The sequence below is a fragment of the Pseudomonas fluorescens genome (assembly GCF_002022275.1).
Classification (GTDB): Bacteria; Pseudomonadota; Gammaproteobacteria; order Pseudomonadales; family Pseudomonadaceae; genus Aquipseudomonas; species Aquipseudomonas fluorescens_AJ.
Map to the genome: position 1 here is coordinate 61,314 of NZ_MSDF01000011.1, position 22,678 is coordinate 83,991.

At 59.5% G+C, this 22,678-nt stretch carries 17 protein-coding genes; 6 read left to right on the forward strand and 11 right to left on the reverse strand.

What is annotated here, in order from left to right; translation table 11 throughout:
- The first annotated feature begins 255 nt into the window (after window positions 1–255).
- Entirely contained in the window at window positions 256–1,716 is a 1,461-nt protein-coding gene (gene mltF, locus BFW87_RS05635; RefSeq protein WP_078738962.1) for a membrane-bound lytic murein transglycosylase MltF, read from the forward strand.
- 137 nt (window positions 1,717–1,853) lie between these two features.
- Here mltF and BFW87_RS05640 read toward each other — a convergent pair whose 3' ends face one another.
- The 5 genes from BFW87_RS05640 to treP all read right to left on the reverse strand — a co-directional run bounded on the left by BFW87_RS05640 (window position 1,854) and on the right by treP (window position 9,330).
- Entirely contained in the window at window positions 1,854–2,132 is a 279-nt protein-coding gene (locus BFW87_RS05640) for a PTS transporter subunit EIIB (RefSeq protein ID WP_078738963.1), read from the reverse strand.
- A gap of 2 nt (window positions 2,133–2,134) precedes the next feature.
- On the reverse strand, window positions 2,135–4,660 hold the full coding sequence (ptsP, locus tag BFW87_RS05645) for a phosphoenolpyruvate--protein phosphotransferase (RefSeq protein WP_078738964.1): 2,526 nt from the start codon (window positions 4,658–4,660) through the stop codon (window positions 2,135–2,137).
- A 165-nt stretch (window positions 4,661–4,825) separates the two neighbouring features.
- Window positions 4,826–6,046, reverse strand: a complete 1,221-nt coding sequence (locus BFW87_RS05650) for a maltoporin (RefSeq protein ID WP_078738965.1) — start codon at window positions 6,044–6,046, stop codon at window positions 4,826–4,828.
- A gap of 72 nt (window positions 6,047–6,118) precedes the next feature.
- Window positions 6,119–7,765, reverse strand: coding sequence for an alpha,alpha-phosphotrehalase (gene treC / locus BFW87_RS05655; RefSeq protein ID WP_078738966.1), 1,647 nt, complete (start codon window positions 7,763–7,765; stop codon window positions 6,119–6,121).
- 122 nt (window positions 7,766–7,887) lie between these two features.
- The gene (gene treP, locus BFW87_RS05660; protein WP_078738967.1) at window positions 7,888–9,330 is read right to left on the reverse strand and encodes a PTS system trehalose-specific EIIBC component; all 1,443 of its coding nucleotides are present in this window, start codon (window positions 9,328–9,330) and stop codon (window positions 7,888–7,890) included.
- A gap of 254 nt (window positions 9,331–9,584) precedes the next feature.
- Between treP and treR the strand changes: the two genes are divergently transcribed.
- Window positions 9,585–10,289, forward strand: a complete 705-nt coding sequence (treR, locus tag BFW87_RS05665; RefSeq protein WP_078738968.1) for a trehalose operon repressor — start codon at window positions 9,585–9,587, stop codon at window positions 10,287–10,289.
- Between the two features lie 16 nt (window positions 10,290–10,305).
- On the opposite strand, the gene BFW87_RS05670 is transcribed toward treR, so the two are convergent.
- Together BFW87_RS05670 and BFW87_RS05675 are read right to left on the reverse strand one after the other, a co-directional pair.
- Window positions 10,306–11,541, reverse strand: coding sequence for a type II toxin-antitoxin system HipA family toxin (locus tag BFW87_RS05670; protein ID WP_078738969.1), 1,236 nt, complete (start codon window positions 11,539–11,541; stop codon window positions 10,306–10,308).
- Window positions 11,525–11,779, reverse strand: coding sequence for a helix-turn-helix domain-containing protein (locus tag BFW87_RS05675; RefSeq protein WP_078739007.1), 255 nt, complete (start codon window positions 11,777–11,779; stop codon window positions 11,525–11,527). Before BFW87_RS05675 ends, BFW87_RS05670 begins: the two co-directional genes overlap by 17 nt.
- 387 nt (window positions 11,780–12,166) lie before the next feature.
- Between BFW87_RS05675 and BFW87_RS05680 the strand changes: the two genes are divergently transcribed.
- Window positions 12,167–14,245: a TerD family protein gene (locus BFW87_RS05680; RefSeq protein ID WP_078738970.1), complete on the forward strand. Its 2,079-nt coding sequence runs from the start codon at window positions 12,167–12,169 to the stop codon at window positions 14,243–14,245.
- A 162-nt stretch (window positions 14,246–14,407) separates the two neighbouring features.
- Here BFW87_RS05680 and guaA read toward each other — a convergent pair whose 3' ends face one another.
- The 4 genes from guaA to BFW87_RS05700 form a co-directional block, all read right to left on the reverse strand.
- The gene (gene guaA, locus BFW87_RS05685; RefSeq protein WP_078738971.1) at window positions 14,408–15,985 is read right to left on the reverse strand and encodes a glutamine-hydrolyzing GMP synthase; all 1,578 of its coding nucleotides are present in this window, start codon (window positions 15,983–15,985) and stop codon (window positions 14,408–14,410) included.
- A gap of 82 nt (window positions 15,986–16,067) precedes the next feature.
- Entirely contained in the window at window positions 16,068–17,537 is a 1,470-nt protein-coding gene (gene guaB / locus BFW87_RS05690; RefSeq protein WP_078738972.1) for an IMP dehydrogenase, read from the reverse strand.
- Between the two features lie 104 nt (window positions 17,538–17,641).
- Entirely contained in the window at window positions 17,642–18,190 is a 549-nt protein-coding gene (locus tag BFW87_RS05695) for a hypothetical protein (protein WP_005791157.1), read from the reverse strand.
- Between the two features lie 143 nt (window positions 18,191–18,333).
- Window positions 18,334–19,101 carry a sulfite exporter TauE/SafE family protein gene (locus BFW87_RS05700; RefSeq protein ID WP_078738973.1) on the reverse strand — a complete coding sequence of 256 codons (768 nt, stop codon included), beginning with the start codon at window positions 19,099–19,101 and terminating at the stop codon, window positions 18,334–18,336.
- A 99-nt stretch (window positions 19,102–19,200) separates the two neighbouring features.
- Here BFW87_RS05700 and BFW87_RS05705 point away from each other — a divergent pair, with 99 nt between their 5' ends.
- From BFW87_RS05705 to BFW87_RS05715, 3 genes are read left to right on the forward strand one after another with little or no spacing between them, the layout of a single operon-like run.
- Entirely contained in the window at window positions 19,201–20,091 is an 891-nt protein-coding gene (locus tag BFW87_RS05705; protein WP_078738974.1) for a LysR family transcriptional regulator, read from the forward strand.
- A gap of 10 nt (window positions 20,092–20,101) precedes the next feature.
- Window positions 20,102–21,481, forward strand: coding sequence for an exodeoxyribonuclease VII large subunit (gene xseA, locus BFW87_RS05710; RefSeq protein WP_078738975.1), 1,380 nt, complete (start codon window positions 20,102–20,104; stop codon window positions 21,479–21,481).
- 3 nt (window positions 21,482–21,484) lie between these two features.
- A complete protein-coding gene (locus tag BFW87_RS05715) occupies window positions 21,485–22,306 on the forward strand; it encodes a peptidoglycan DD-metalloendopeptidase family protein (protein WP_078738976.1) in 822 nt (273 codons plus the stop codon).
- Window positions 22,307–22,678: the final 372 nt, after the last annotated feature.

Below are 22,678 nucleotides of genomic sequence, written 5' to 3' on the forward strand. Positions count from 1 at the left end.
TGAGGCCGTGCATTCTAGCGTAAACCGCCGCCAACGGCACCCGAAACGGCACCGCTGGCCGTTGCCGAACGTCAGTTGGCAGGGTTTGCACAGTATCGGGGCGTTTTCGAAGCCGTGGCGCGCAGTTATTTTAACCGTCACAAACCCTTGCCAACCCGCATTTCTGCGGGCTGCAGCCCGGTTTTGCGGGCGCTAGCAGACAAGTCCCCTGCTGTCGAGATATGGCGCGGGGGGGCGTTTGCGTATACTGCGCAGATGTTCTCCCCTACTGCTTTGCGCCCGCGATGCGCCAAATGGCTGCTCGCAACCGGACTCTTCCTGATGCTCAGCGCCTGTGTTGATAAACCCAGCACGCTCGAGCGAATCAAGGAGGACGGCGTATTGCGGGTGATTACCCGAAACAGCCCCGCCACGTATTTCCAGGACCGCAACGGTGAAACCGGTTTCGAATACGAACTGGTCAAGCGTTTTGCCGACGATCTGGGCGTGAAACTCGAAATCGAGACCGCCGACAACCTGGATGACCTGTTCGGCCAACTGGGCAAACCCAACGGTCCGGTATTGGCTGCCGCGGGTCTGGTGAGCAGCGCGCAGCGCGAGCAACAGGTGCGTTTCTCCCATCCTTATCTGGAAGTGACCCCGCAGATCATCTACCGCAACGGCCAGTCCCGCCCGACCAACGCGGCAGACCTGGTGGGCAAGAAGATCATGGTGCTCAAGGGCAGCACCCATGCTGAGCAATTGGCGGCGCTTAAAAAGCAGAATCCTGCGATTGAATATGAAGAGTCCGACGCTGTAGAGGTCGTCGACTTACTTCGTATGGTCGACGAAGGGCAAATCGACCTGACTCTCGTCGACTCCAACGAAGTCGCCATGAACCAGGTGTACTTCCCCAACGTGCGCGTGGCGTTCGACCTCGGCAATGCCAGCAACCAGAGCTGGGCCGTGGCGGCGGGTGAAGACAACAGCCTGCTGAACGAGATCAACAGTTACCTGGACAAGGTCGAGAAAAACGGCACCTTGCAGCGCTTGAAAGACCGCTATTACGGGCATGTTGATGTTCTCGGTTATGTCGGCGCCTACACTTTCGCCCAGCACTTGCAGCAGCGCTTGCCGAAATACGAAAAGCACTTCCGCGCCTACGCCAAGGAAGAAAAGGTTGATTGGCGGCTATTGGCCGCCATCGGCTATCAGGAATCACTGTGGCAGCCTGCCGTCACCTCCAAAACCGGCGTACGCGGCCTGATGATGCTGACCCAGAACACCGCGCAGGCGATGGGCGTGTCCAACCGCCTGGATGCCAAGCAAAGCATCATGGGCGGCGCCAAGTACCTGGCGAAGATCAAGGATGAACTGGACGACAGCATCGCTGAGCCGGATCGTACGTGGTTCGCGCTCGCGGCCTACAACGTCGGCACCGGGCATCTGGAAGATGCGCGTACGCTGGCGAAGAAAGACGGTCTGAACCCGAACAAGTGGCTGGACGTGAAAAAGATGCTGCCACGCCTGTCGCAGAAGCAGTGGTACAGCAAGACGCGTTATGGCTATGCGCGCGGCGGGGAGCCGGTGCATTTTGTAGCGAACATCCGGCGGTACTACGACATTCTGACGTGGGTGACTCAGCCGCAGTTGGAAGGTAACCAAGTGGTGGAAGGCAACTTGCACGTGCCGGGTGTGGATAAAACCAAGCCGCCGGAAGATAACCAGCAGCTATAAACACAATTATCCAAACACCACAAAACTAATGTGGGAGGGGGCTTGCTCCCGATTGCAGAGTGATAGTCAGTGCATCAGTTGACTGAGCCACCGCTATCGGGAGCAAGCCCCCTCCCACATTTGGATCTTTGCTTGGATTAAAGGCCAGTGAGCAGATGCACCACTCCCCCCGCCAACACCATCACTCCAGGCACACCTGCCGCTTTTAACGCCGCACCATCCAACCGCGCCACATCCTGCAATTGCACCCGCACCCGCGTCAGAGCCACACGCTGTTGCGACTTGAGATTATCCGCCCCGCCCAACGCCGTCAGCACCTGCGCCGACAGCAAGCCCTGCTCTGGCGCTACCACGGTTTCGGCAATCAAATCCGGCGTCAGCGCTTTCCAGAACGCTCGCTGCAATTTCTCCAACATGCTCAGTGCTCCAAAACAGGTGAGGTATCAACAGTGGCCACGTGGTATTGGCTCAGGGCCTCACGCACTTGGGCGGCTTCTTCCAGGCCCAGCACCTGACGGGCGATGAGTTGGCAGTCGGCCAAATCCAGCTCGCGCACGGTGGCCTTGATGGTCGGGATCAACGGCACGCTGACCGACAGTTCATCCACCCCCAGTCCGATCAACACCGGCACCGCCAGGGCTTCGGACGCCAGCGCGCCGCACACGCCGACCCACTTGCCATGGGCATGCGCGGCCTTGACGGTGGTGGCGATCAGGCGCAGCACGGCCGGGTGAAAACTGTCGGCCTGGCTGGCGAGTCGTGGATGATCGCGGTCCATCGCCAGGGTGTACTGGGTCAGGTCATTGGTGCCGATAGAGAAGAAGTCCACATGGGGCGCAAACACATCCGCCATCAATGCGGCGGACGGCACTTCAATCATGATGCCCAGCTTCGGCAGCTCGGTGAGCCCCAGCGCCAGCGCTTCTTCTTCAAGAATCTGCCGGGCCAGGTGCAGCTCGGACAACAGGCTGACCATCGGCAACATGATGTGCAGCCGCGCAAAACCGGCGCTGGCGAGGATCGCGCGGAATTGTTCACGCAGCAGTTCAGGGCGCTCCAGGCACAGGCGAATGCCGCGCAAGCCGAGGAACGGGTTGGTTTCAGCCTCCATCGGCACGTAGGCCAGCGGTTTGTCGCCACCGACGTCGAGGGTGCGCACCACGAGGTTGCGTTCGGTGCCGAGGGCGCGGGCAATGGCGGTGTAAGTGCCAGCTTGCTCCTCGGGGCTTGGCGCGCGGTTGCGATCCAGATAGAGAAATTCGGAACGCAACAGGCCGACGCCTTCGCCGCCCAACGTCAGGGATTGCTCGACTTCCTGTAACGAGGCGACGTTGGCGGTGACTTCAACGTGATGACCGTCGCGGGTGGTGGCTGGCAAGGATGCCTGCGCCACGTCGCGCTGACGGCGCAGAATCTGCTGTTGGCGCGCCGCTTCCAGCTGTTCGATTTCCGCCAGGTTCGGGTCTAAATGCAGCTCGCCTTTGTCGGCATCCAGCAGCACTTGTTTGCCATTGGCCAGCGCTAAAACCTGCACCGGCACACCACAAATGGCCGGCAAGCCGAGGGCGCGGGCGAGGATCGCGACGTGGCTGGTCGCACCGCCGCCGACGGTGACAAAACCCAGCACTTTGCGTGTGTCGAGGCTGGCGGTCTGCGAGGGGGTCAATTGCTCGGCAATCAGGATCGCGCGCTCGGGCAACTCCCAGGCGCTGTCTTGAATGCCGAGGATAAGTTTCAGCACGCGCTGGCCGACGTCGGCCAGGTCCGCCGCACGTTCGGCGAGCAGGGCATTGCCCAACGTCTTGAACTGATTGGCGGTCGCGACCGTGGCGCTGTTCCAGGCAAACGCGGCGCTCTTGCCTTCGGCCAACAGGCCGTGGGCTTGTTCGAGCAAGGTCGGGTCTTCGAGCAACTCCTGATGGGCGCGGAAGATTTCGGCCTGGGCACTGCCGGATGCCTTGGCTTGCAAGGCTTGCAGCGCCGCGGTTGCCGACAGCAGGCCGCGCTCCAGTGCAGCGCGTTCGGCGGGTTCACCGGCGCCCTGCTCAGTAATAATTAGCTCCGGCTCGGCGACTTGAACCACTTGGCCAAATGCGGAACCCGGCGATGCACACACACCGCGCAGCAAGGTCGCCGACGACACGGGCGTGACAGGCTCAACCCCTTCAACCACGGCAGCTACCGCTTCGCCGCAGCCTTCTGCCAACAAGGCGACCAATGCTTTGATCGCCGCTTCGGCGTCGTCACCCGCCGCACTGACCTGCAGCGAATCGCCCTGCACGGTTTGCAGCGCCATGATCGCCACCAGGGATTTGGCGTTGGCGCTCTGGGTTTGCTTGTGCAGGTAAATGCTCGCGTTGAAACCTTTGGCTGCCTGGGCAAACACTGCCGCCGGGCGGGCGTGCAAGCCATTGGCGTTGGGCAAGGTCAGTGGTTTGGAGAACAGTGCGTCGCCCTCCTCCTCGACCGGCGCCTCAACCGCTTCACCTGGGGATAACTGCAACAGGGGCTGACCCAACTCGACGAGGCCGTCCGCCAACACGGTAAACGGCTCGCCGCTGACCACCAGCATCAACGTCAGCAAACTGCGCGCGTTGAGCGCCACGTAGTCGGCATTGAATTCAATCAGCGGCTGCCCGGCCTCCACGCGCTGGCCTTCCTGCACCAGGCGCGTGAAGCCCTGGCCCGCGAGGTTCACGGTGTCCAGGCCAATGTGCAGCAGCACTTGGACGCCGTTCTCGTCGGTGATGCTGACCGCATGACCACTGTCCTGAATATTGCTGATCACCCCGGCCAATGGCGCGCAGAGGGTCTGCGAGGTCGGGTCGATGCACAGGCCGTCGCCGATCAAGCGGCTGGCGAACACCGGGTCGGGCACTTTATCCAGCGCCAGCAGCACCCCGGACAGGGGCGCCAGCAGTTCCAGGGGTTGCGTTGTGGTCATGACTTCACCTGCTGTTTTGTTCTGTAAAAATCATAGGGCGAACGACACTCCAATGTGGGAGCTGGCTTGCCTGCGATGCAGGCGACTCGGTGTTTCATCAAGACCGAGGTGATGCCATCGCAGGCAAGCCAGCTCCCACATAAAGCCCGTTCACTTAAATCCGAGCTATTTCCACCAATATTCAACCTGCACACCAAAGTTCGACCCATGCCGCGCCGTGCCGTAGGCGCCGGTGTCGGACAACGCCGAGCCCGCCGCCAGTTCATTCGCCGCGCGCTTGGCGGCTTCGTTCCAGGTGGCGTAGGTGTAATACAAACGCACTTCCGGGCGCGCCCAGAAATCCGGGCCGTTGGGCGACCAGGTCGGGGCGAAGGTAAATTTGCTCAGCTTGCGCGTACCGCCCGTGGCCTCGACCTGATCATGCCCAAGTTCGGTGACCAGTTTGAACTGCTCGCTGATGGCATAGGCCGGGCGCACACCGATGGACATCCACGTCTGATCCGACGAGCCCGGGCGAATATCTTTCTGGTACACCGCCTCGACCTGCCCACCGAAACGCGGTGTCACCTGCCAGTCGAAAAACTCCACGGCGCGGTAGCTTTTGCTGCTCTTGTCCAACGTCGTGTCGCCGGTGTAACCCAAACCCGTGCCAGGACCTTCACCGTACTGCAGGGCGAACTTGTTCTTGCCGCCAAGAAACGGTTTTTGCACATGCTGCGCGGTGATCGCCCAGCCGCTGTTGGCATCGCGGCCGCCCGCTTTGTCGATGTAGCTCAGGCCAAATTCCAGCTCGCCGCCTGGGTTGGTCTTGAAGCCGGCCACGTTAAAGTCGTGTCGCGTGGCGTATTCCTTCTGGTACAGATTGTCCTTGCGGGAGATGGCGTAGCTGTACTTGAGGTCGCCGATTTTCACGTCCTCAACACCACCGCCCGTGGCGCTCTGGTTCCAGTAGTAGAAGTCGGAAATATGGATGTCATTACGTTTGTAGTAACGCCGACCGGCCCACACCGAGCCGCCATTCAGGCTCGGCAGGTTGGACCACTGCGCATACATCTGCGGCATGCGTGCCGAGCCGTTGTCTTCGCCCTGAAATTTCAGGGCGCGATCGTATCTGTTGTAGAGCGATGCCATGGCATCCACGCTGAGTACCGAGCCGTCATCGAGGGTCAACAGGTCCTGGCGCAATTCCAGTTCCGCGTATTGCTCGCACTCGTTGCCCAGACGGTATTTGGATTGCGCCCCCGGCAACTGGAAGCATTGCTGCTTGCCACTGCCGGTTGAAGTGCCTGCGCCGCTGCGCAGATAGCCGGCAAATTCCAGCGCTTGAGCGCCAAAAGGTGCAGAAAGACAAGACGCAATGAGGCCCAACTTTATTGTTGTTTTCATGAAGCACTCCGATATTTTTATTATGTTTTTGATGAAGCACCCCCGCACTCCCGGGCAGGGGTTGAAGCGGCCTCAGTCCTTGAGGTGCAGCACAAACGACTCGTAAGGGCGCAGCCTCAGCGTGGCTGTACGCGGCGGGCAGTCGGGGTAGTTGCTGATCAACAGGCGCTGCTCTTGCGCGGTATTGATCACGTGATCAGGCAGCTGGATTTCGCACGGCGTGCCGTAGAAGTTGTTGAGCACCAGCAGGCGCTCGCCATGGCCTTCACGCAGGTAGGCCCAGACCTGTAGGTGGTCTTGCAGCAGCTCGCGGTACACGCCCGCCTGAATCAGCGGCTCGTGGCGACGCAAAGCGATCAGCGCGCGGTAGTGATGCAGTACCGAATCCGGGTCATCCAGTTGGCTCGCGACATTGATCTGCGCAGCATTTGCCGGAATGCCGATCCACGGTTCGCCCGTGCTGAAACCGGCATTTGCTTCGGCGTTCCACTGCATCGGTGTGCGGCCGTTGTCGCGGGATTTCTGCATGATTGCCGCCATGCTCGACGCCTCGGACTCACCCGCATCGCGCTTGAGGCGGAAGATGTTCAGGGTCTCGACATCGCGGTACTGGTCGATCTTGTTGAAGCCCGGGTTGGTCATGCCCAGCTCTTCGCCCTGGTACACATACGGCGTGCCCTGAAGGAAGTGCAGCGCAGTGGCGAGCATCTTGGCCGAGACCACGCGGTGCTCGCCGTCGTCACCAAAACGCGAGACCACCCGCGGCTGGTCGTGGTTACACCAGAACAACGCGTTCCAGCCGCCACCGGCCTGCATGCCCAATTGCCAGTCGGAAAAAATCTGCTTGAGTTGCAGGAAATCAAAGTCCGCCCGCACCCACTTTTGCAGGTTCGGATAATCGACTTTCAGGTGATGAAAGTTGAAGGTCATCGACAGCTCTTTCGACTCCGGCCGCGAGTAGCGGATGCAGTGCTCAAGGCTGGTGGACGACATTTCGCCGACGTTGATCAGGTCATGCCCTTCGAAGACCTCGCGGTGCATTTCATGCAGGTACTCGTGCACGTTCGGGCCATCGGTGTAGAAGCGGCGGCCGTCGGTGTTGTCTTCGGGGAAATCAGCGGGTTTGGAGATCAGGTTGATCACGTCAAGGCGGAAACCGCCCACGCCCTTGTCGCGCCAGAAGCGCATCAACTTGAACACCTCGGCGCGTACCTTGGGATTGTCCCAATTCAGATCGGCCTGGGTGTGGTCGAACAGGTGCAGGAAATATTGGCCGGTTTGCGCCTCGTATTCCCAGGCCGAGCCGCCGAATTTGGATTCCCAATTATTTGGCTGGTCGCGCCAGATGTAGAAGTCGCGGTACGGGTTGTCGAGGCTGCTGCGCGCTTGCTGAAACCATTCGTGCTCGATGGAGGTGTGGTTGACCACGATGTCGAGCATCAACTTGATTCCCCGCTTGGCGGCTTCGGCGATCAGCAGGTCACAGTCGGCCATGGTCCCGTAGCTCGGGTCGATGGCGTAGTAGTCGCTGATGTCGTAGCCGTTGTCGCGTTGCGGCGAGCGCAGGAACGGGGTGATCCACAGGCAATCCACGCCCAGCCATTTCAGGTAATCAAGCTTGTCCACGATGCCCAGCAGGTCACCGGTGGCGTTACCCGCGTGGCTGTGGAAGCTTTTGGGGTAGATCTGGTAGATCACCGAGTGTTGCCAGTTTTGCATGGTGGGTTCCTTCAGTTATTTGTGTGCTGGCCTTTAGGGCCTCATCGCAGGCAAGCCAGCTCCCACAGTTGAATGTGTTCACAAATCAAGGTGGGAGCTGGCTTGCCTGCGATAGCGTCAGATCAGGCGACCCTGTACCCCGGCCGAACAATCTTCATGCTCAACGCACAGGTCAAAACAAACGGCACGACCATCGCAATCACCATCCCGATCACAAACACCGGGATGTACTGCGGAAGGATCGAGATAAACGCCGGCAAGCCACCGACGCCGATGGCCGACGCCTGCACCTTGTTCATCGACAGGAAAATGCTGCCCAGCGCCGAGCCCAGCAGCGCGGCATAAAACGGAAACTTGAAGCGCAGGTTCACACCGAACATCGCCGGCTCCGTGATGCCGAAATACGCCGAAATCGCCGAGGTTGACGCCATGCTTTTGTCCCGCGCATTGCGGGTCATATAGAACACGCCAAGCGCCGCACTACCCTGGGCCAGGTTGGACATCACGATCATCGGCCAGATAAAGGTGCCGCCCTGTGTGGAGATCAACTGCAGGTCCACCGCGAGGAACATGTGGTGCATGCCGGTGATCACCAGCGGTGCATACAGCAGACCGAAAATCGCCCCGCCGAGCATCGGTGCCAGGTCAAACAGCGTGACCACGCCTTCGGTGATCAGGATGCCGAGGTGACGGGTCACCGGGCCGATGATCGCCAGCGCCAGCACGCCGGTGACGACGATGGTGGTGATCGGTACAACCAGCAGTTGAATGGCGTTGGGCACCCGCGCCCGCAGCCATTTCTCGATGACGCTCATCACATACGCCGCCATCAGAATCGGCAGGATTTGCCCCTGATAGCCGACCTTCTCAATCTTGAACAGGCCGAAAATATCGAAGTACGGCAGGCTCTGGCCGTCCAGCCCCGCCACCGCTTTGCCGTAGTTCCAGGCATTGAGCAGGTCCGGGTGCACCAGCATCAGGCCAAGCACGATGCCGAGGATTTCACTGCCGCCAAAACGCTTGGCTGCCGACCAACCCACCAGCGCCGGCAGGAACACGAACGAGGTGTTGGCCATCAGGTTGATCAGGCTCCACAGGCCATCCAGGTTTGGATAGGCCTCCAGCAAGGTTTTGTCCGCGATGAACATGCCCTTAGCGCCCATCAGGTTGTTCACGCCCATCAACAGGCCGGCGATGATCAGCGCGGGCAGGATCGGCATGAACACGTCGGAGAACACGCGCACCAGACGCTGCATGGCATTGGTTTTGTCGGCGCCTTTCTTCTTCACGTCGGCGATGGTCGCGGCGGCGAGGCCAGTCTGTTCGCGCAGGGCGGCGTAAACCTTTTCCACTTCGCCGGGGCCGATCACCACCTGGAACAGGCCGCCGGTGAAGAACGAGCCCTTGACCAGATCGACCTGGTTCAGCGCGCTGCTGTTGACCAGGCTCGGGTCCTTGAGCGCCAGGCGCAGACGGGTCACGCAGTGGGCAGCTTGCTCAAGGTTGTCGCTGCCGCCGAGGTTCTCGAGAATCTCGCGGGCAATGGTTGAATAGTCGTGGCTCATGCTTGTTTTCCACTTGGTTTTTTTTATTTGGGGGCAGTCATTGGCAGCACGCCGAGGGCAAAAGTACTCGTCTGTACGAGTTAAAGCAACAACTCGTACAGACGAGTTTAAAAATGTTTATCTATTTGCGACCCGCGCTTCGCTGTAAGCCACAGATATCCGAGGGTCTAATGGACAAACCCCACCCGGCCCACTAAGGTTCCTGCCGTGAACGCGCCGTTCACCTTCACCACGTCGGGCACAGAGCCATCCCCATGAGCAAATACAACCAGATCTATACGGATCTGCTTGCCAGCATCACCACTGAACGGCTGCAACGCGGCACGCGCCTTCCCTCCGAAACCGAATTGATGGACGCCTACCAGGCCAGCCGTGGCACTGTGCGCCGTGCTATCGAGCAGTTGCAGGAGCGTGGGTTCGCGCAAAAAATCCACGGCAAAGGCACGTTTGTGCTGTCGCCGAACCCGATTGAGTTCCAGCTGGGCGGCATCGTCAGCTTCCACGAAACCCACGCCGACCTGGGCGATGACGTACGCACCGAAGTCGTCGAATTCAGCCAGTTCGCACTGGAAGGTTCACTGCTGCAACACATCGAAGCCGAGCCCGGCACGCTGATCACCCGCATCAAACGGGTACGGCGGATTGGCGGCAAACGCGTGATTCTGGACATCAACCACTTCGTCGCCGACGTGATCCCAGGGCTTGACCGCTCGATTGCCGAACAGTCGATCTACGCGTTCATTGAGCAGACCCTGCAGCTGCAAATCGCCTACGCCCAGCGCACCATCGAAGCCCTGCCCCGCAGCAAAGACGACCAGGCGCATCTGGACCTGGATGGGCAAAGCCATGTGATCGTGGTGAGTAACCAGACGTTTTTGCAGGATGGGCGGCAGTTTGAGTACACCGAGTCGCGGCATACGCTGGATAAGTTTTACTTTTCGGATATTGCGCGGCGGTGAACATGAGGCGGGAAGATCATTGCACTGCGATACTCTTGGCCAGTCCTGCCGCCCATGCAGTGGTCATCTTCTCGCCTATCAACTCGAAATCGGGGTGAGTGCTTCGGTATTCTGAAAGCTCTGCCATCGCGCGGGTCATGCCGCTTTGCACTCTGGCAAGCAATTCGTTGCAACGTGCCTCAGTCAAACCGCAGGAACTGCGCCCGAACTGGACCAGCATCTTGCGCTTTGGCCAAGCCTTCGAACCGCCGAGCAGCAAGCCCATGATGTCGTTGCTGCTGTACACCGTGGTGGTCACCAGATCGTAAGCCGGGGCAAGCCAAACGTCTGCGTCCTCGGCGCAATTCTCATACAGCAGACCGAAGTTTTTCAGGTGTGCATCACCGTTCTGGATACCGGCAGAAAGCGCCACCATCAGGAAGAAATCTTCCAGCGTTCTGGTGACACGGCTTGGCGTGACAAATGACCTGATCAGCTTCGCGCATCCCTGGTAGCTTCCGTCATATTTCTTCGCGGCACCCCATCCTGATAGAACGCACATATCCTCGAATCCGAGGTAAGCGCTTGCACCGATGTCGAACCGTTTTACCACCAAGAGCTTCCCATGTGCGCTGAGCTGAAATTCAGGCACCTCGAGGCCGCAATGGAGTGCTGCTCGCATGCAGAAAAACTCATTGGCCGCCAATTGGGGAAAGTCAGATTCGCTGAACGCCTTCACCAAGTGTGTCGCGCCCCGATGGGTCAGACGTTCAATACCGGGGGTCATGTCGTCAACGTCGCGTACCAGCACTTTCGGTTGAACACCCGAAACCCCTGAGTAGGCTGCGTAGGTTTTCAGGAGGTCATCGAACAGGTCTTTTGCTCCGTCATATACCAACAACTCGGAGAGTTTGACCTCAGGCAGTGACCCGTCGCCCGCGTCATGGGCAACACTGATACGACCCAGTTGGTGTGGCCCCACAATGCCCAGCAGAGCGAAGTCGTCAAAGCCGCGCACCGACTTGCTGAAGCGTCGCACAAGCTCGTCCTTGAGATGCCCTTCGGGGATGTTCATCTCAAACAAGGGGTGTATCCCATACTCCCAGTTGTAGCTCTCAAGCCGCACCGGCATGGTCAGGGAAACGGCGTTCTCTTCGGCAACCGTGTCGTTATACGAGAAAATCGAATCGCGTCTGTTCTCCTGACCTCGGCCGAGTGCTCCTGCAGCCACACCGCCTACACCGATATACAACCGATCACTTTGACTCGTCATGGATGTTTCCTGATTTCAGCTCATCAAGGGTCATGCGCCGACGCTTGGGGATAGCGGTCAATTCGTATCCCAAGCCCTCAAGGATGGCCGCGACCTTGCGAATCCCCACTTCCGGGATGGTGTTGTTTTCAATCCCCGAGATGGTGGCGCGACTCATGCCATGCCGTTGCGCGAGCTGAGTTTGAGAAAGGCCGGCGGTTTTGCGCAGGTTTTTGATCAGTAGTCCTAGATCGTTCATATCAAAGTGCATCCAATTCAATGCAAAATTACACAATATTGCATTAATGCATCCTATACAATGCACTTAATTTTGAATACTGCTTTATTCGCGCGCGGTTCCTAGTTGAGCGTTCGCACACCAGAAACACAAACCTCCCACCAAGCGACTGTACAAAAAGGTAGCCTGGTGAAGCAGCTTGTTACCGTTGAGATATATCGCTACTTGGCAAACAAATACAACCTTCCGTAGGATGCGTTCGTGGCTATGGAACACCTTCCTTCTAACCTCCTATGACCTAGGGGTTTCGCTCTCCACACTGCGCCTGCTTCTTGCAGGCGTTTTTACATCAGCTGTAAAACGACGCTGCAACTCGTCCACGACGGCGACCCAAGGAGAAAATCAAGCATGAATCAGGAGCTGTTCCTGCGTCGCCGTAGCAAAGTTCACGTCCCGATGGGCACTGGCACTGGCGCTGCGACGCGCGCTCAGGTCGCGTCGGCGGTCCGGGAAGTCGCGGCATTCCGATGCGTACTATCAGAGTCCCTGATTGAACAAATCGGCACGTTGTCAGCGACAGAACTCAAGCATTGGTTGAGCGAAATCATCGGAATCCTTCAACGGCAAACTGGTGCTCATGTCCAGCACCGGCCGTTTTACCCTGACTTTCCAGAGCAGGTCCTGACCGCCTCCGAGGGGGAGTTGTACCTTAACGCCGTCATTCACTACTTTACGCTTCTGCGTTTACCGCCAACTGAACATTCGCGACCTGCGATGCTTGAAGGCAACTTCATATCCCGCGTTATCGAACCGGGAAGCGTCAATGAATTTGAGGCACTGCTTGAGCCACTGGTTTCATCACGCACTTCGCTCTCCGAAGATGAAGCCGCCGATGTCGCCTGGTTTATCCGAACATACAAAAACGATGTGTTCCGCCTACTGCCTGAAGCCATTCCGTTCCGGGAGATCCGCGCACAGATTGGCGGCGCACTTATCCTGCAGGTAGCCGGCGATGCACGGGTGGGCGCATTCCTTGAGAAAAACGTCGAAACAGCGACTGACGTGCTACGACTCGCGGTCGCTCTGAATGGTGGAGATGTGTCGCTAGCGACAGCTTCGACACGTTTCACAGCCATGAAGCGCTCTATACGCCGTCTGCTTTTGCGCCTACTCGACCAAATACCCAACGCTGTAGAAGACGTGATGCGCCATGCTGAACGCTGGAAACGCCTGTCTGAAGTACTGCATCCGGGTGACTACGCCGATAAATACCCACGAGCGCTGGCCGCGATCACGGCAGCGCGGCGCAATGATGCGCCTGCTTCGTTTGGGTCACGTGTAGAAACTTTGTTTGCCCAGCGCCACATCGTCACGCTCACGCATCTATTACAGAGTCGTCCTGGTGAGTTCGCACGACGGTTGGACGCAACCCTAAGACGAGCAGCAGAACCACAGCCGGTTCTAGACGCGTTCGAGGCGGTTGCGGCACACGTGTCCTCACCTGTTCTGCTGCAACTGCTGACCCAAGTACGTTCGCCACGCCCTCTTCCTCTGCGAGCGTTCACGCCGAAAGGTGCGCTGGCCAAAGTCTATGCCATCAAAGATCGGCGCGAGTCTCTAACACCGGACGTGCTGGCGCGTGCAGCCCGAATCTGCGAGGACGCTCTCGTAAAACGTTTTGCGTCGCTACCGCCGCTCGGTCGCTGCTTCATCGATCCCGAATTACGCGAATACAGAGTGCCGCTGGCACAGCGTGCCTCAGCAAAGTCACTGCGTACGCTGGTGCGCGGCAGTCGGTTGCCAATCCCTGATACGCGCTTCATTCGCCTGTTCCTGTGGTGGAAGAACGGTCGTGCACGTACGGACATCGACTTGTCTGCAGCATTTTTTGACACCGACTTCGTCTTCAGAGAAGCGGTTGCGTACTACAACCTCAAGGGTTACGGCGGCTACCACAGTGGCGATATCGTGGACGCGCCCAAAGGGGCGTCAGAGTTCATCGACCTCGACCTTGATATCCTCGTCAAGAAGGGTATCCGCTATGTCGTCACGTCTATCAACTCCTATACCCAGCAACCGTACTGCGATCTTCCAGAATGTTTCGCTGGCTGGATGGCCCGCGCGGACGTGGCGTCGGGTGAAGTATTCGAGCCTAAATCCGTGTTCGACCGTATCGACATCGCGTCCGACACAGTTATCTGTCTTCCATTCGTGATGGACTTGCAGGAGCGACGCATGATTTGGGCCGACCTGGGACTCACTTCATCACCGCGCTGGAACAACGTCGACAACAACCTCAGCGGGGTATCGTTGATGCTGCGAGCGTTGGTGCATACGCCACGGCCGGATTTGGAAACACTGTTCGACTTACATGTTCGAGCGCGGGGAGAGCGAGTGGCTTCGCCACAGCAAGCGCAGACAGTGTTTGCGCCTGATCACGGGATAACACCTTTCGATACGGACTTGATTCGAGCAGAGTTTCTCTAATACCTGTCACCTGGTTATCAAGTCATACCGAGGTGATGCCATCGCAGGCAAGCCAGCTCCCACATTGGGTTGGTGGTGTTTGACTCACCGCGTACCAAAAACACAAAACCCCGGCCAAAAGACCGGGGTTTTGTTATTCAGCGTTCACCTGCTACCGCAGGATCACTCCCACTCAATCGTCGCCGGCGGCTTGCTCGACACGTCATAAGTAACGCGCGAAATGCCTTCGATCTCATTGATGATACGGCCGCTGACAGTCTCCAGCAGTTCGTACGGCAGGTGTGCCCAGCGGGCGGTCATGAAGTCGATGGTTTCCACCGCACGCAGCGCAACGACCCACGCGTAACGACGACCATCGCCTACAACACCGACGGATTTCACCGGCTGGAACACCACGAACGCCTGGCTGACTTTGTGGTACCAGTCGGCTTTGCGCAGTTCTTCGATGAAGATGTGGTCGGCGCGACGCAGCAGGTCGGCGTATTCCTTTTTCACTTCACCGAGGATGCGCACGCCCAGGCCCGGGCCCGGGAATGGGTGGCGGTAGACCATGTCGTACGGCAGGCCGAGTTCCAGGCCCAGACGGCGGACTTCGTCCTTGAACAGTTCGCGCAGCGGTTCTACCAGCTTGAGATTCATTTCCTCAGGCAAGCCACCCACGTTGTGGTGGGACTTGATCACGTGAGCCTTGCCGCTTTTGGCGCCAGCCGACTCGATCACGTCAGGGTAGATGGTGCCTTGGGCGAGGTACTTGATGTTGTCCAGGCTGGAGGCTTGGGCATCGAAAACGTCGATGAAGGTACGGCCGATGATCTTGCGCTTCTTCTCCGGGTCGGACTCGCCGGCCAGGTTGTTGAGGAACTGGTCCTCGGCGTTGGCGCGGATCACTTTGACGCCCATGTTCTCGGCGAACATGGCCATCACTTGTTCGCCTTCGTGCAGGCGCAGCAGGCCATTGTCGACGAACACGCAGGTCAGCTGATCGCCGATGGCTTTGTGCAGCAGCGCGGCAACGACCGAAGAGTCAACGCCGCCGGACAGGCCGAGCAGCACGTTGTCGGTGCCGACTTGGGCGCGCACGTTGGCGATGGCGTCTTCAGCGATTTTCGACGGGGTCCACAGGGCTTCACACCCGCAGATGTCGAGAATGAAGCGCGACAGGATGCGCCCGCCTTGCTTGGTGTGGGTCACTTCCGGGTGGAACTGCACGCCGTAGTAGCCGCGCTCGTCGTTGAACATGCCAGCAATCGGGCAGCTCGGGGTGCTGGCCAGGACGTGGAAGTCTGCCGGCATTTTGGTGACCTTGTCACCGTGGCTCATCCACACGTCGAGGCCGAACAGGCCGTCGGCGTCGATGTGGTCTTCGATGCCGTCCAGCAGGCGGCTCTTGCCAACCACGTCGACACGGGCATAACCGAATTCACGCAGCTCGGAACCTTCAACCTTGCCGCCCAGTTGCTCGGCCATGGTTTGCATGCCGTAGCAGATACCGAAGACCGGTACGCCCAGGTCGAATACCGCTTGCGGGCAGCGCGGGCTGTTGGCTTCGTGCACGGACTCGGGGCCACCGGCGAGGATGACGCCTTTCGGGGCGAATTCGCGGATCGCTTCGTCATCCATGTCGAACGGATGCAGTTCGCAGTACACGCCGATTTCGCGCACGCGGCGGGCGATCAGCTGGGTGTACTGGGAACCGAAGTCGAGGATCAGGATGCGGTGGGCGTGAATGTCGAGGGCCATGAAGTCAGTCTCGTCTAATGAATCAGAAACAACTCGGGGCTGAATAAGACAGCCCCGGTTACTTAACATTTTGCTGGAAGCATCAACCTACGCGGTAGTTTGGCGCTTCCTTGGTGATCTGCACGTCGTGGACATGGGATTCAGCCATGCCGGCGCCGGTGATCCGAACGAACTCAGGCTTGGTGCGCATTTCTTCGATGTCGGCGCTGCCGGTGTAGCCCATCGAGGAACGCAGGCCGCCCATCAGTTGATGGATGATCGCGCTGAGGGTGCCTTTGTACGGCACACGGCCTTCGATGCCTTCCGGAACGAGCTTCTCGGCGCCTGCCGAGGAGTCCTGGAAGTAGCGGTCGGAGGAACCTTGTGCCTGGGACATGGCGCCCAGCGAACCCATGCCACGGTAGGCCTTGTACGAACGGCCCTGGAACAGTTCGATCTCGCCTGGCGCTTCTTCAGTGCCAGCAAACATCGAGCCCATCATCACGCAGGAAGCACCAGCAACGATGGCCTTGGACAGGTCACCGGAGAAACGGATGCCGCCGTCGGCGATCAAAGGAACGCCAGTGCCTTCAAGGGCCGCGGCGACGTTGGCGATGGCGCTGATTTGCGGCACGCCGACACCGGCGACGATACGCGTGGTGCAGATCGAGCCAGGGCCGATGCCGACTTTTACGGCGTCAGCGCCGGCTTCAACCAACGCCTTGGCAGCAGCGCCGGTGGCAATGTTGCCGCCGATGACCTGGACTTCCGGGAAATTCTCTTTGACCCAACGCACGCGGTCGATCACGCCTTTGGAGTGACCGTGGGCAGTGTCGACCACCACCACGTCAACGCCGGCAGCCACAAGGGCGGAGACGCGCTCGCCGGTGTCTTTGCCGGTGCCGACTGCAGCGCCAACGCGCAGACGACCTTGGTCATCCTTGCTGGCCAGCGGGTAAGCCTTGGCTTTTTCAATGTCGTTGACGGTCATCATGCCTTTGAGGGCAAATTTGTCGTCAACGATCAGCACGCGCTCGATGCGGTGCTTGTGCAGCAGCTCGCGAGCGTCGTCCTTGTCGGCACCTTCGCGCACAGTGACCAGGCGCTCTTTAGGCGTCATCACTTCACGGACGGTAATTTCAAGGCGGTTTTCGAAACGCACGTCACGGGAGGTGACGATGCCGACCAGGTCACCATCGTGCAGCACGGGAACACCGGAGATGTTGTGCAGGCGGGTCAGGTCGAACAGGTCACGTACGGTGGCGTCGGCTTCGATGGTGATGGGATCTTTCACCACGCCGGCTTCGTAACGCTTGACCTTGCGCACTTCGGCAGCTTGCTGCTCGATAGTCATGTTCTTGTGGATGATGCCGATGCCGCCTTCCTGAGCCATGGCGATTGCCAAACGGGCTTCGGTGACGGTGTCCATGGCAGCAGAAACAAGGGGAATATTCAGCTCGATGCCACGGGTTAGGCGGGTCTTGAGACTGACTTCGTTAGGAAGCACCTCGGAATAACCGGGCACTAGGAGAATGTCGTCGAATGTCAGAGCTTCTTGGCTGATACGCAGCATCGCGGGGGCTCCCGAGCGGGAAAATGGAAGCGCGCCATTATATACATGCACCCTCTCAGGCTCAATGTAAAACTCTGACAAACTTGGTAATACTGATAGAAGGGTTACAACTCGACTTTGACCCAACTCATCTTCTGGTCCAGCCAGTCGGCAAATTCGTCGATAAAGCTCTGCTTGAACCCCGCCTCGGCCCAGTTATTGAAGATGAACCCAAGGTTGGAAAACCCGCATTCCTGCAGGAACAGGAACCCGTTGATGTCATCTTCATGCCCACACAGCGGGCAGGTGAAGTTGTCGGTGTGGCCCGGCATCCAGTCTTCGAGGCTTTCGAACAAGGCTTCGCCGACTTCCTTGAGGCACTCCGGGCAGCCGGCTTCTTCGAGAAAGCCTTTGGCGGGGGTATAGATGCAGCGCTTGTAGATGATTTCGAGGCCGTTGACCGGCTCGTTGAACGGCAGCGCTTCCGGGTGCAACACCACCGCGCGGGCGCCGTCGGCCAGGGCGTAGCCCATGCGGTTGCCGGTGCGCCCGCAGGTGGTCAGCTCTTCCTTGATGATGTTCTTGCGCACCAGCCAACGCACAATCGCCCGCGCGCGGGGTTCGTGGACGGGTAAGGTGGAGATTTTCGGGACAAGGATGCTTTGGGAATTCATGGGAGTCCTGCGGTGTGGCTACTGGCGCCATCGCGGGCAAGCCCGGCTCCCACATTTGATGTGTAAATACATTCAACTGTGGGAGCGGGCTTGCCCGCGATGAGGCCCTGAAGGCTGGCAGCTTAATCCCTGCCCCACACAGGTCAAGTACTCAAATACCGCCCGATCAACGCAATGCCACTCGCCAGCACCAACCACGTCACCAGCCTGATGAAAGCCTCACGCGACATACGCATCGTCAACCTGCGCCCACACCACAACCCCAGCGCCATCGCGGGCAACAGGCACACCGCCAACATCAACAACGCCAGATCCGCATACACCCCGGCAATCAGGAAGAGGCTCAGACGCACCACCGTGCTGCAACTGATCAATGCACTCTGGGTAGCTTGCGCCGCCGCCTTGGGCAAACGGCTGTTCAGATAGATCGCATATAAAAAGCCGCCACTGCCAAACAGCGCACCAAACAGCCCGCCGACCGTGCCCATGGGAATTGCCCAGCCTTTAGCGAGCTGCGCGGGCCGAGCCCTCACCGCCAAGCTATAAATCGCATAAGCGCTGATAAACAGCCCCATCAACAGCAACAACAGATCCGAATGCAGGTTGAGCAAAAACACCACGCCCAGCGTGCACCCTATCGCCATGCACGGTAGCAATCGCAACAGCTCCGGCTTATCCACATCCCGTCGCGATTGCAGCAGGTTGCCAAACGCCGCCACGAAATCCAGCAGCACCAACAGCGGAATGATCTTCGACAGCGGCATAAACAGAATAAGGATAGGACCCGCCACCAGCGCCGTGCCAAACCCGGCGATGCCGAACACGATATAGGCCAAGACGATGCCCGCGCCGATCACCAGCCATTCCCCACTGCCAAACGACCACTGGCTCATCAGCTCAACCGGGCTCATGACTTATTCCTTGAAAGAGATGGGCCCCACTTTAGCCATCGGTGAGTGTTGCGACTAATATCTTCAAAGCCCCCCACCCATCTCGAAAAGGCATGACGCGTGATCTCCACCCGGCAACTGCGCTACTTCGTCGAAATCGCCGACAGCGGCAGCTTCAGCGCCGCCGCCGAGCGTCTGTTTGTGGCGCAATCGGCGTTAAGCCGACAGATCAAAGAACTGGAAAACCAGCTGCAAACCCCGTTGTTCGAGCGCACCGCACGCCAGCCCCGACTGACGGCTGCCGGTGAAGCCTTTTATCCACGGGCGCGCAACCTGCTCAGTGAATTGCTCAAGGCCAGCGAGATGGCCACGCAGGTCGGCAATGGCCAGCTGGGTACCCTGCGCCTGAGCCATTCGAGCACGGTGCCGATGAGCGGGCCGTTATTGCAAGGTATCAGCACCTGGCTGGAGCGGTGCTCGGGTGTGTCGATGGACATCGTCAAACTCTCCTCCGAAGCGCAGTTGGAGGAAATCGCCGACGGTCGCCTGGATATCGGCCTGCTGCGCCTGCCGGTGTTGCGCCAGCGCGAAGGCGTGCGCGTGGTGCCTTTATACAGTGAGGAATTATTGCTGGCGGTGCCGCCGGAACACGCGCTGGCACGCAGCAATACGCGGGTGGAGTTGGCGCAGCTTAAGGACGAAGCATTTATCTCGATCCCCCATCCCCAGCGCGGCGGTCTGAGTTACTTGTCAGCCGAGTTGTGCATGCGCGCGGGATTTTTCCCCAAGGCGGCGCGCGTGATGTCGCGCAAGACCACCCAGCTGCAACTGATTCAGGCCGGCTTCGGTATTGCCTTGTTACCAAAATCCATGAAGGACATCGCCCCCGCCAACGTGCACTTTCTGCCCCTGGCCGACCCGAACTGCCTGAGCACCGTGGCCCTGGCCTGCGCACAGGCGCCCAGCGCGCTCGTAGAGCAGTTCTGTCAAACGCTGCACGAATGCCTATAAACTGCCGCCCATGATTAAAGATCCTTTTGCCCGCTTAAACCTGGACCGCGAAGTCCTGACTGTCAGCCAGCTCAACGGCCGCGCGCGGGTGTTGCTGGAAGACGTGTTCACCAATATCTGGGTCGAAGGCGAGATCTCCAACCTCGCCCGCCCGGCCTCCGGCCACGTGTATTTCACCCTCAAGGACAGCGGCGCCCAAGTGCGTTGCGCGCTGTTTCGCAACAATGCCGCGCGAGTGCGCCAGGCATTGAAGGACGGCCTGGCGGTGAAAGTGCGCGGCAAGGTTTCGCTGTTCGAGGGCCGCGGCGACTACCAGTTGATCCTCGACACGGTGGAGCCCGCCGGTGACGGTGCGCTGCGCCTGGCCTTTGATGCGCTGAAGGAAAAGCTCAGCGCCGAAGGCCTGTTCAGTGCCGAGCGCAAGGTGCCACTGCCGGCTCATCCGAGGCGCATTGGCATCATCAGTTCGCCGACCGGCGCGGTGATTCGCGACATCATCAGCGTATTCCGCCGCCGTGCGCCGAACGTTGAACTGACACTGATCCCGACCGCCGTGCAAGGTCGCGAAGCGATTGCGCAAATTGTACGCGCGCTGAAACTGGCGGATGCCCGGGGCTTTGATGCGTTGATCCTGGCCCGTGGCGGTGGCTCGCTGGAGGACCTCTGGTGCTTCAACGAAGAAGCCGTAGCCCGCGCCATTGATGCGTGCGTCACGCCGATTGTCAGCGCCGTCGGGCATGAAACCGACGTTTCCATCAGCGACTTTGTGGCCGATATCCGCGCCCCCACACCCTCCGCTGCTGCTGAATTGCTCGCGCCGGACGCCAGCCATCTGGTCCGCCAAGTCGAAAACCTGCATCGCCGCCTGGTGATGCTGATGCGCAACCGCCTGACCCACGACCGCCTGCGCCTGGAAGGCATGGCCCGTCGCCTGCGTCACCCCGGCGAGCGCCTGCGTCAGCAAGCCCAGCGTCTGGATGACCTGGACATGCGCCTGCGCCGCGCTTTCGAACGCAACCTGAATACCCGCCGCGAACGCCTGATTCGCCTGGAAACCCGCCTCGCCGGCCAACACCCCGGCCGCCAGTTGGCCCTGCTGCGCCAACGCCTGGACAGCCTCGCCGAACGCCTGCCGCGCGCCATGCGCGATGGCCTCAAGGCGCGCCGCTTGCAACTGCAAAGCCTGGTGCAGACGCTGCAGGTCGTAAGCCCGCTGGCGACGCTGGGCCGTGGTTACAGCATCTTGCTGGACGAACGCGGCCACGCCATTCGCAACGCTGCGCAAACCCATACCGGCCAGCGCCTGACCGCGCGCCTCGGTGAAGGCCAATTGCAGGTGCGGGTGGAAGACAACCACCTGACGCCCGTCACCCTTTCGTTACTGGATTGATTGATGCCACGTTTTCTCAGCTTGTTGATGCTCGTTTGCCTGACCTTTAACGCCCACGCCGACAGCTACATCACACGCTTGTTGAACAAGCCGGTGCCTGGCGGCGTTGCGGTGGTCGACCTCGGCACGTCGGCCGCGGCGCCCAAGGCCACTTACTTGAATCGGCCAGTGCTGGTGGTGAAGGAACAGAACAACTGGCTGGCGATTGTAGGGATTCCGCTGACCACCAAACCCGGTACCGAACGCATCACCAGCGGTGCGCAAAACCTGCCGTTCGTGGTGGGTTTCAAGAAATACCCCGAGCAGCACATCACTCTGAAAAACAAAAGCCAGGTGAACCCCGACCCCGCGCAGCTCAAGCGCATCGAGGGCGAACTGGCCGTGCAGCTCAAGGCGTATCGCAGCTTCAGCCCGAACACCCCGAGCAACTTACTGCTCGACAAGCCGGTGAACGGGCCGCTGTCGAGCAAGTTTGGCGTGCGCCGCTTCTTTAACGGCGAGGAGCGCAACCCGCATTCAGGCCTGGACTTCGCAGTCGGCGCCGGCACCCCGATCAAGACCCCGGCGGCAGGCAAGGTGATCCTGACCGGCAACTACTTCTTCAACGGCAACACCGTGTTTGTCGACCATGGCCAGGGCTTTATCAGCATGTTCTGCCATATGTCGAAGATCGACGTGAAAGTCGGCGACCAACTGGCGCGCGGCGCAGTGGTCGGCAAGGTCGGCTCGACAGGCCGCGCGACCGGGCCGCACATGCACTGGAACATCAGCCTCAATGACGCCCGGGTGGACCCGGCGATCTTTATCGGCGCTTTCCAGCCCTGATAGGGAAGATGAGACAACTGGCCTCATCGCGGGCAAGCCCGGCTCCCACATGGGAACACCCTTCACTGTGGGAGCTGGCTTGCCTGCGATGGCGCCAGGCCAGTCGACTCTATTGCGCAGCTGGCAAATGCTACGCAAACAAAACATGAACTATTGAAATTTATAGCAATAAAATCTCGCCCCATACGCAAAAAGCAGAACTTCTCTCAATTTTTCTCGGCTGCTTGCCATCTTTCACCTCTGCGGTTAGGGTTGGGCTTATGAAAACCTCTCACACCCTCATTCAGCTCCGCCAGCACCGCAGCCTGTGCCTTGTCAGCGCACGACTGCCAGGCTGAATCGATCTGCCTCGCCCCCAGCTTCATCCCCAAA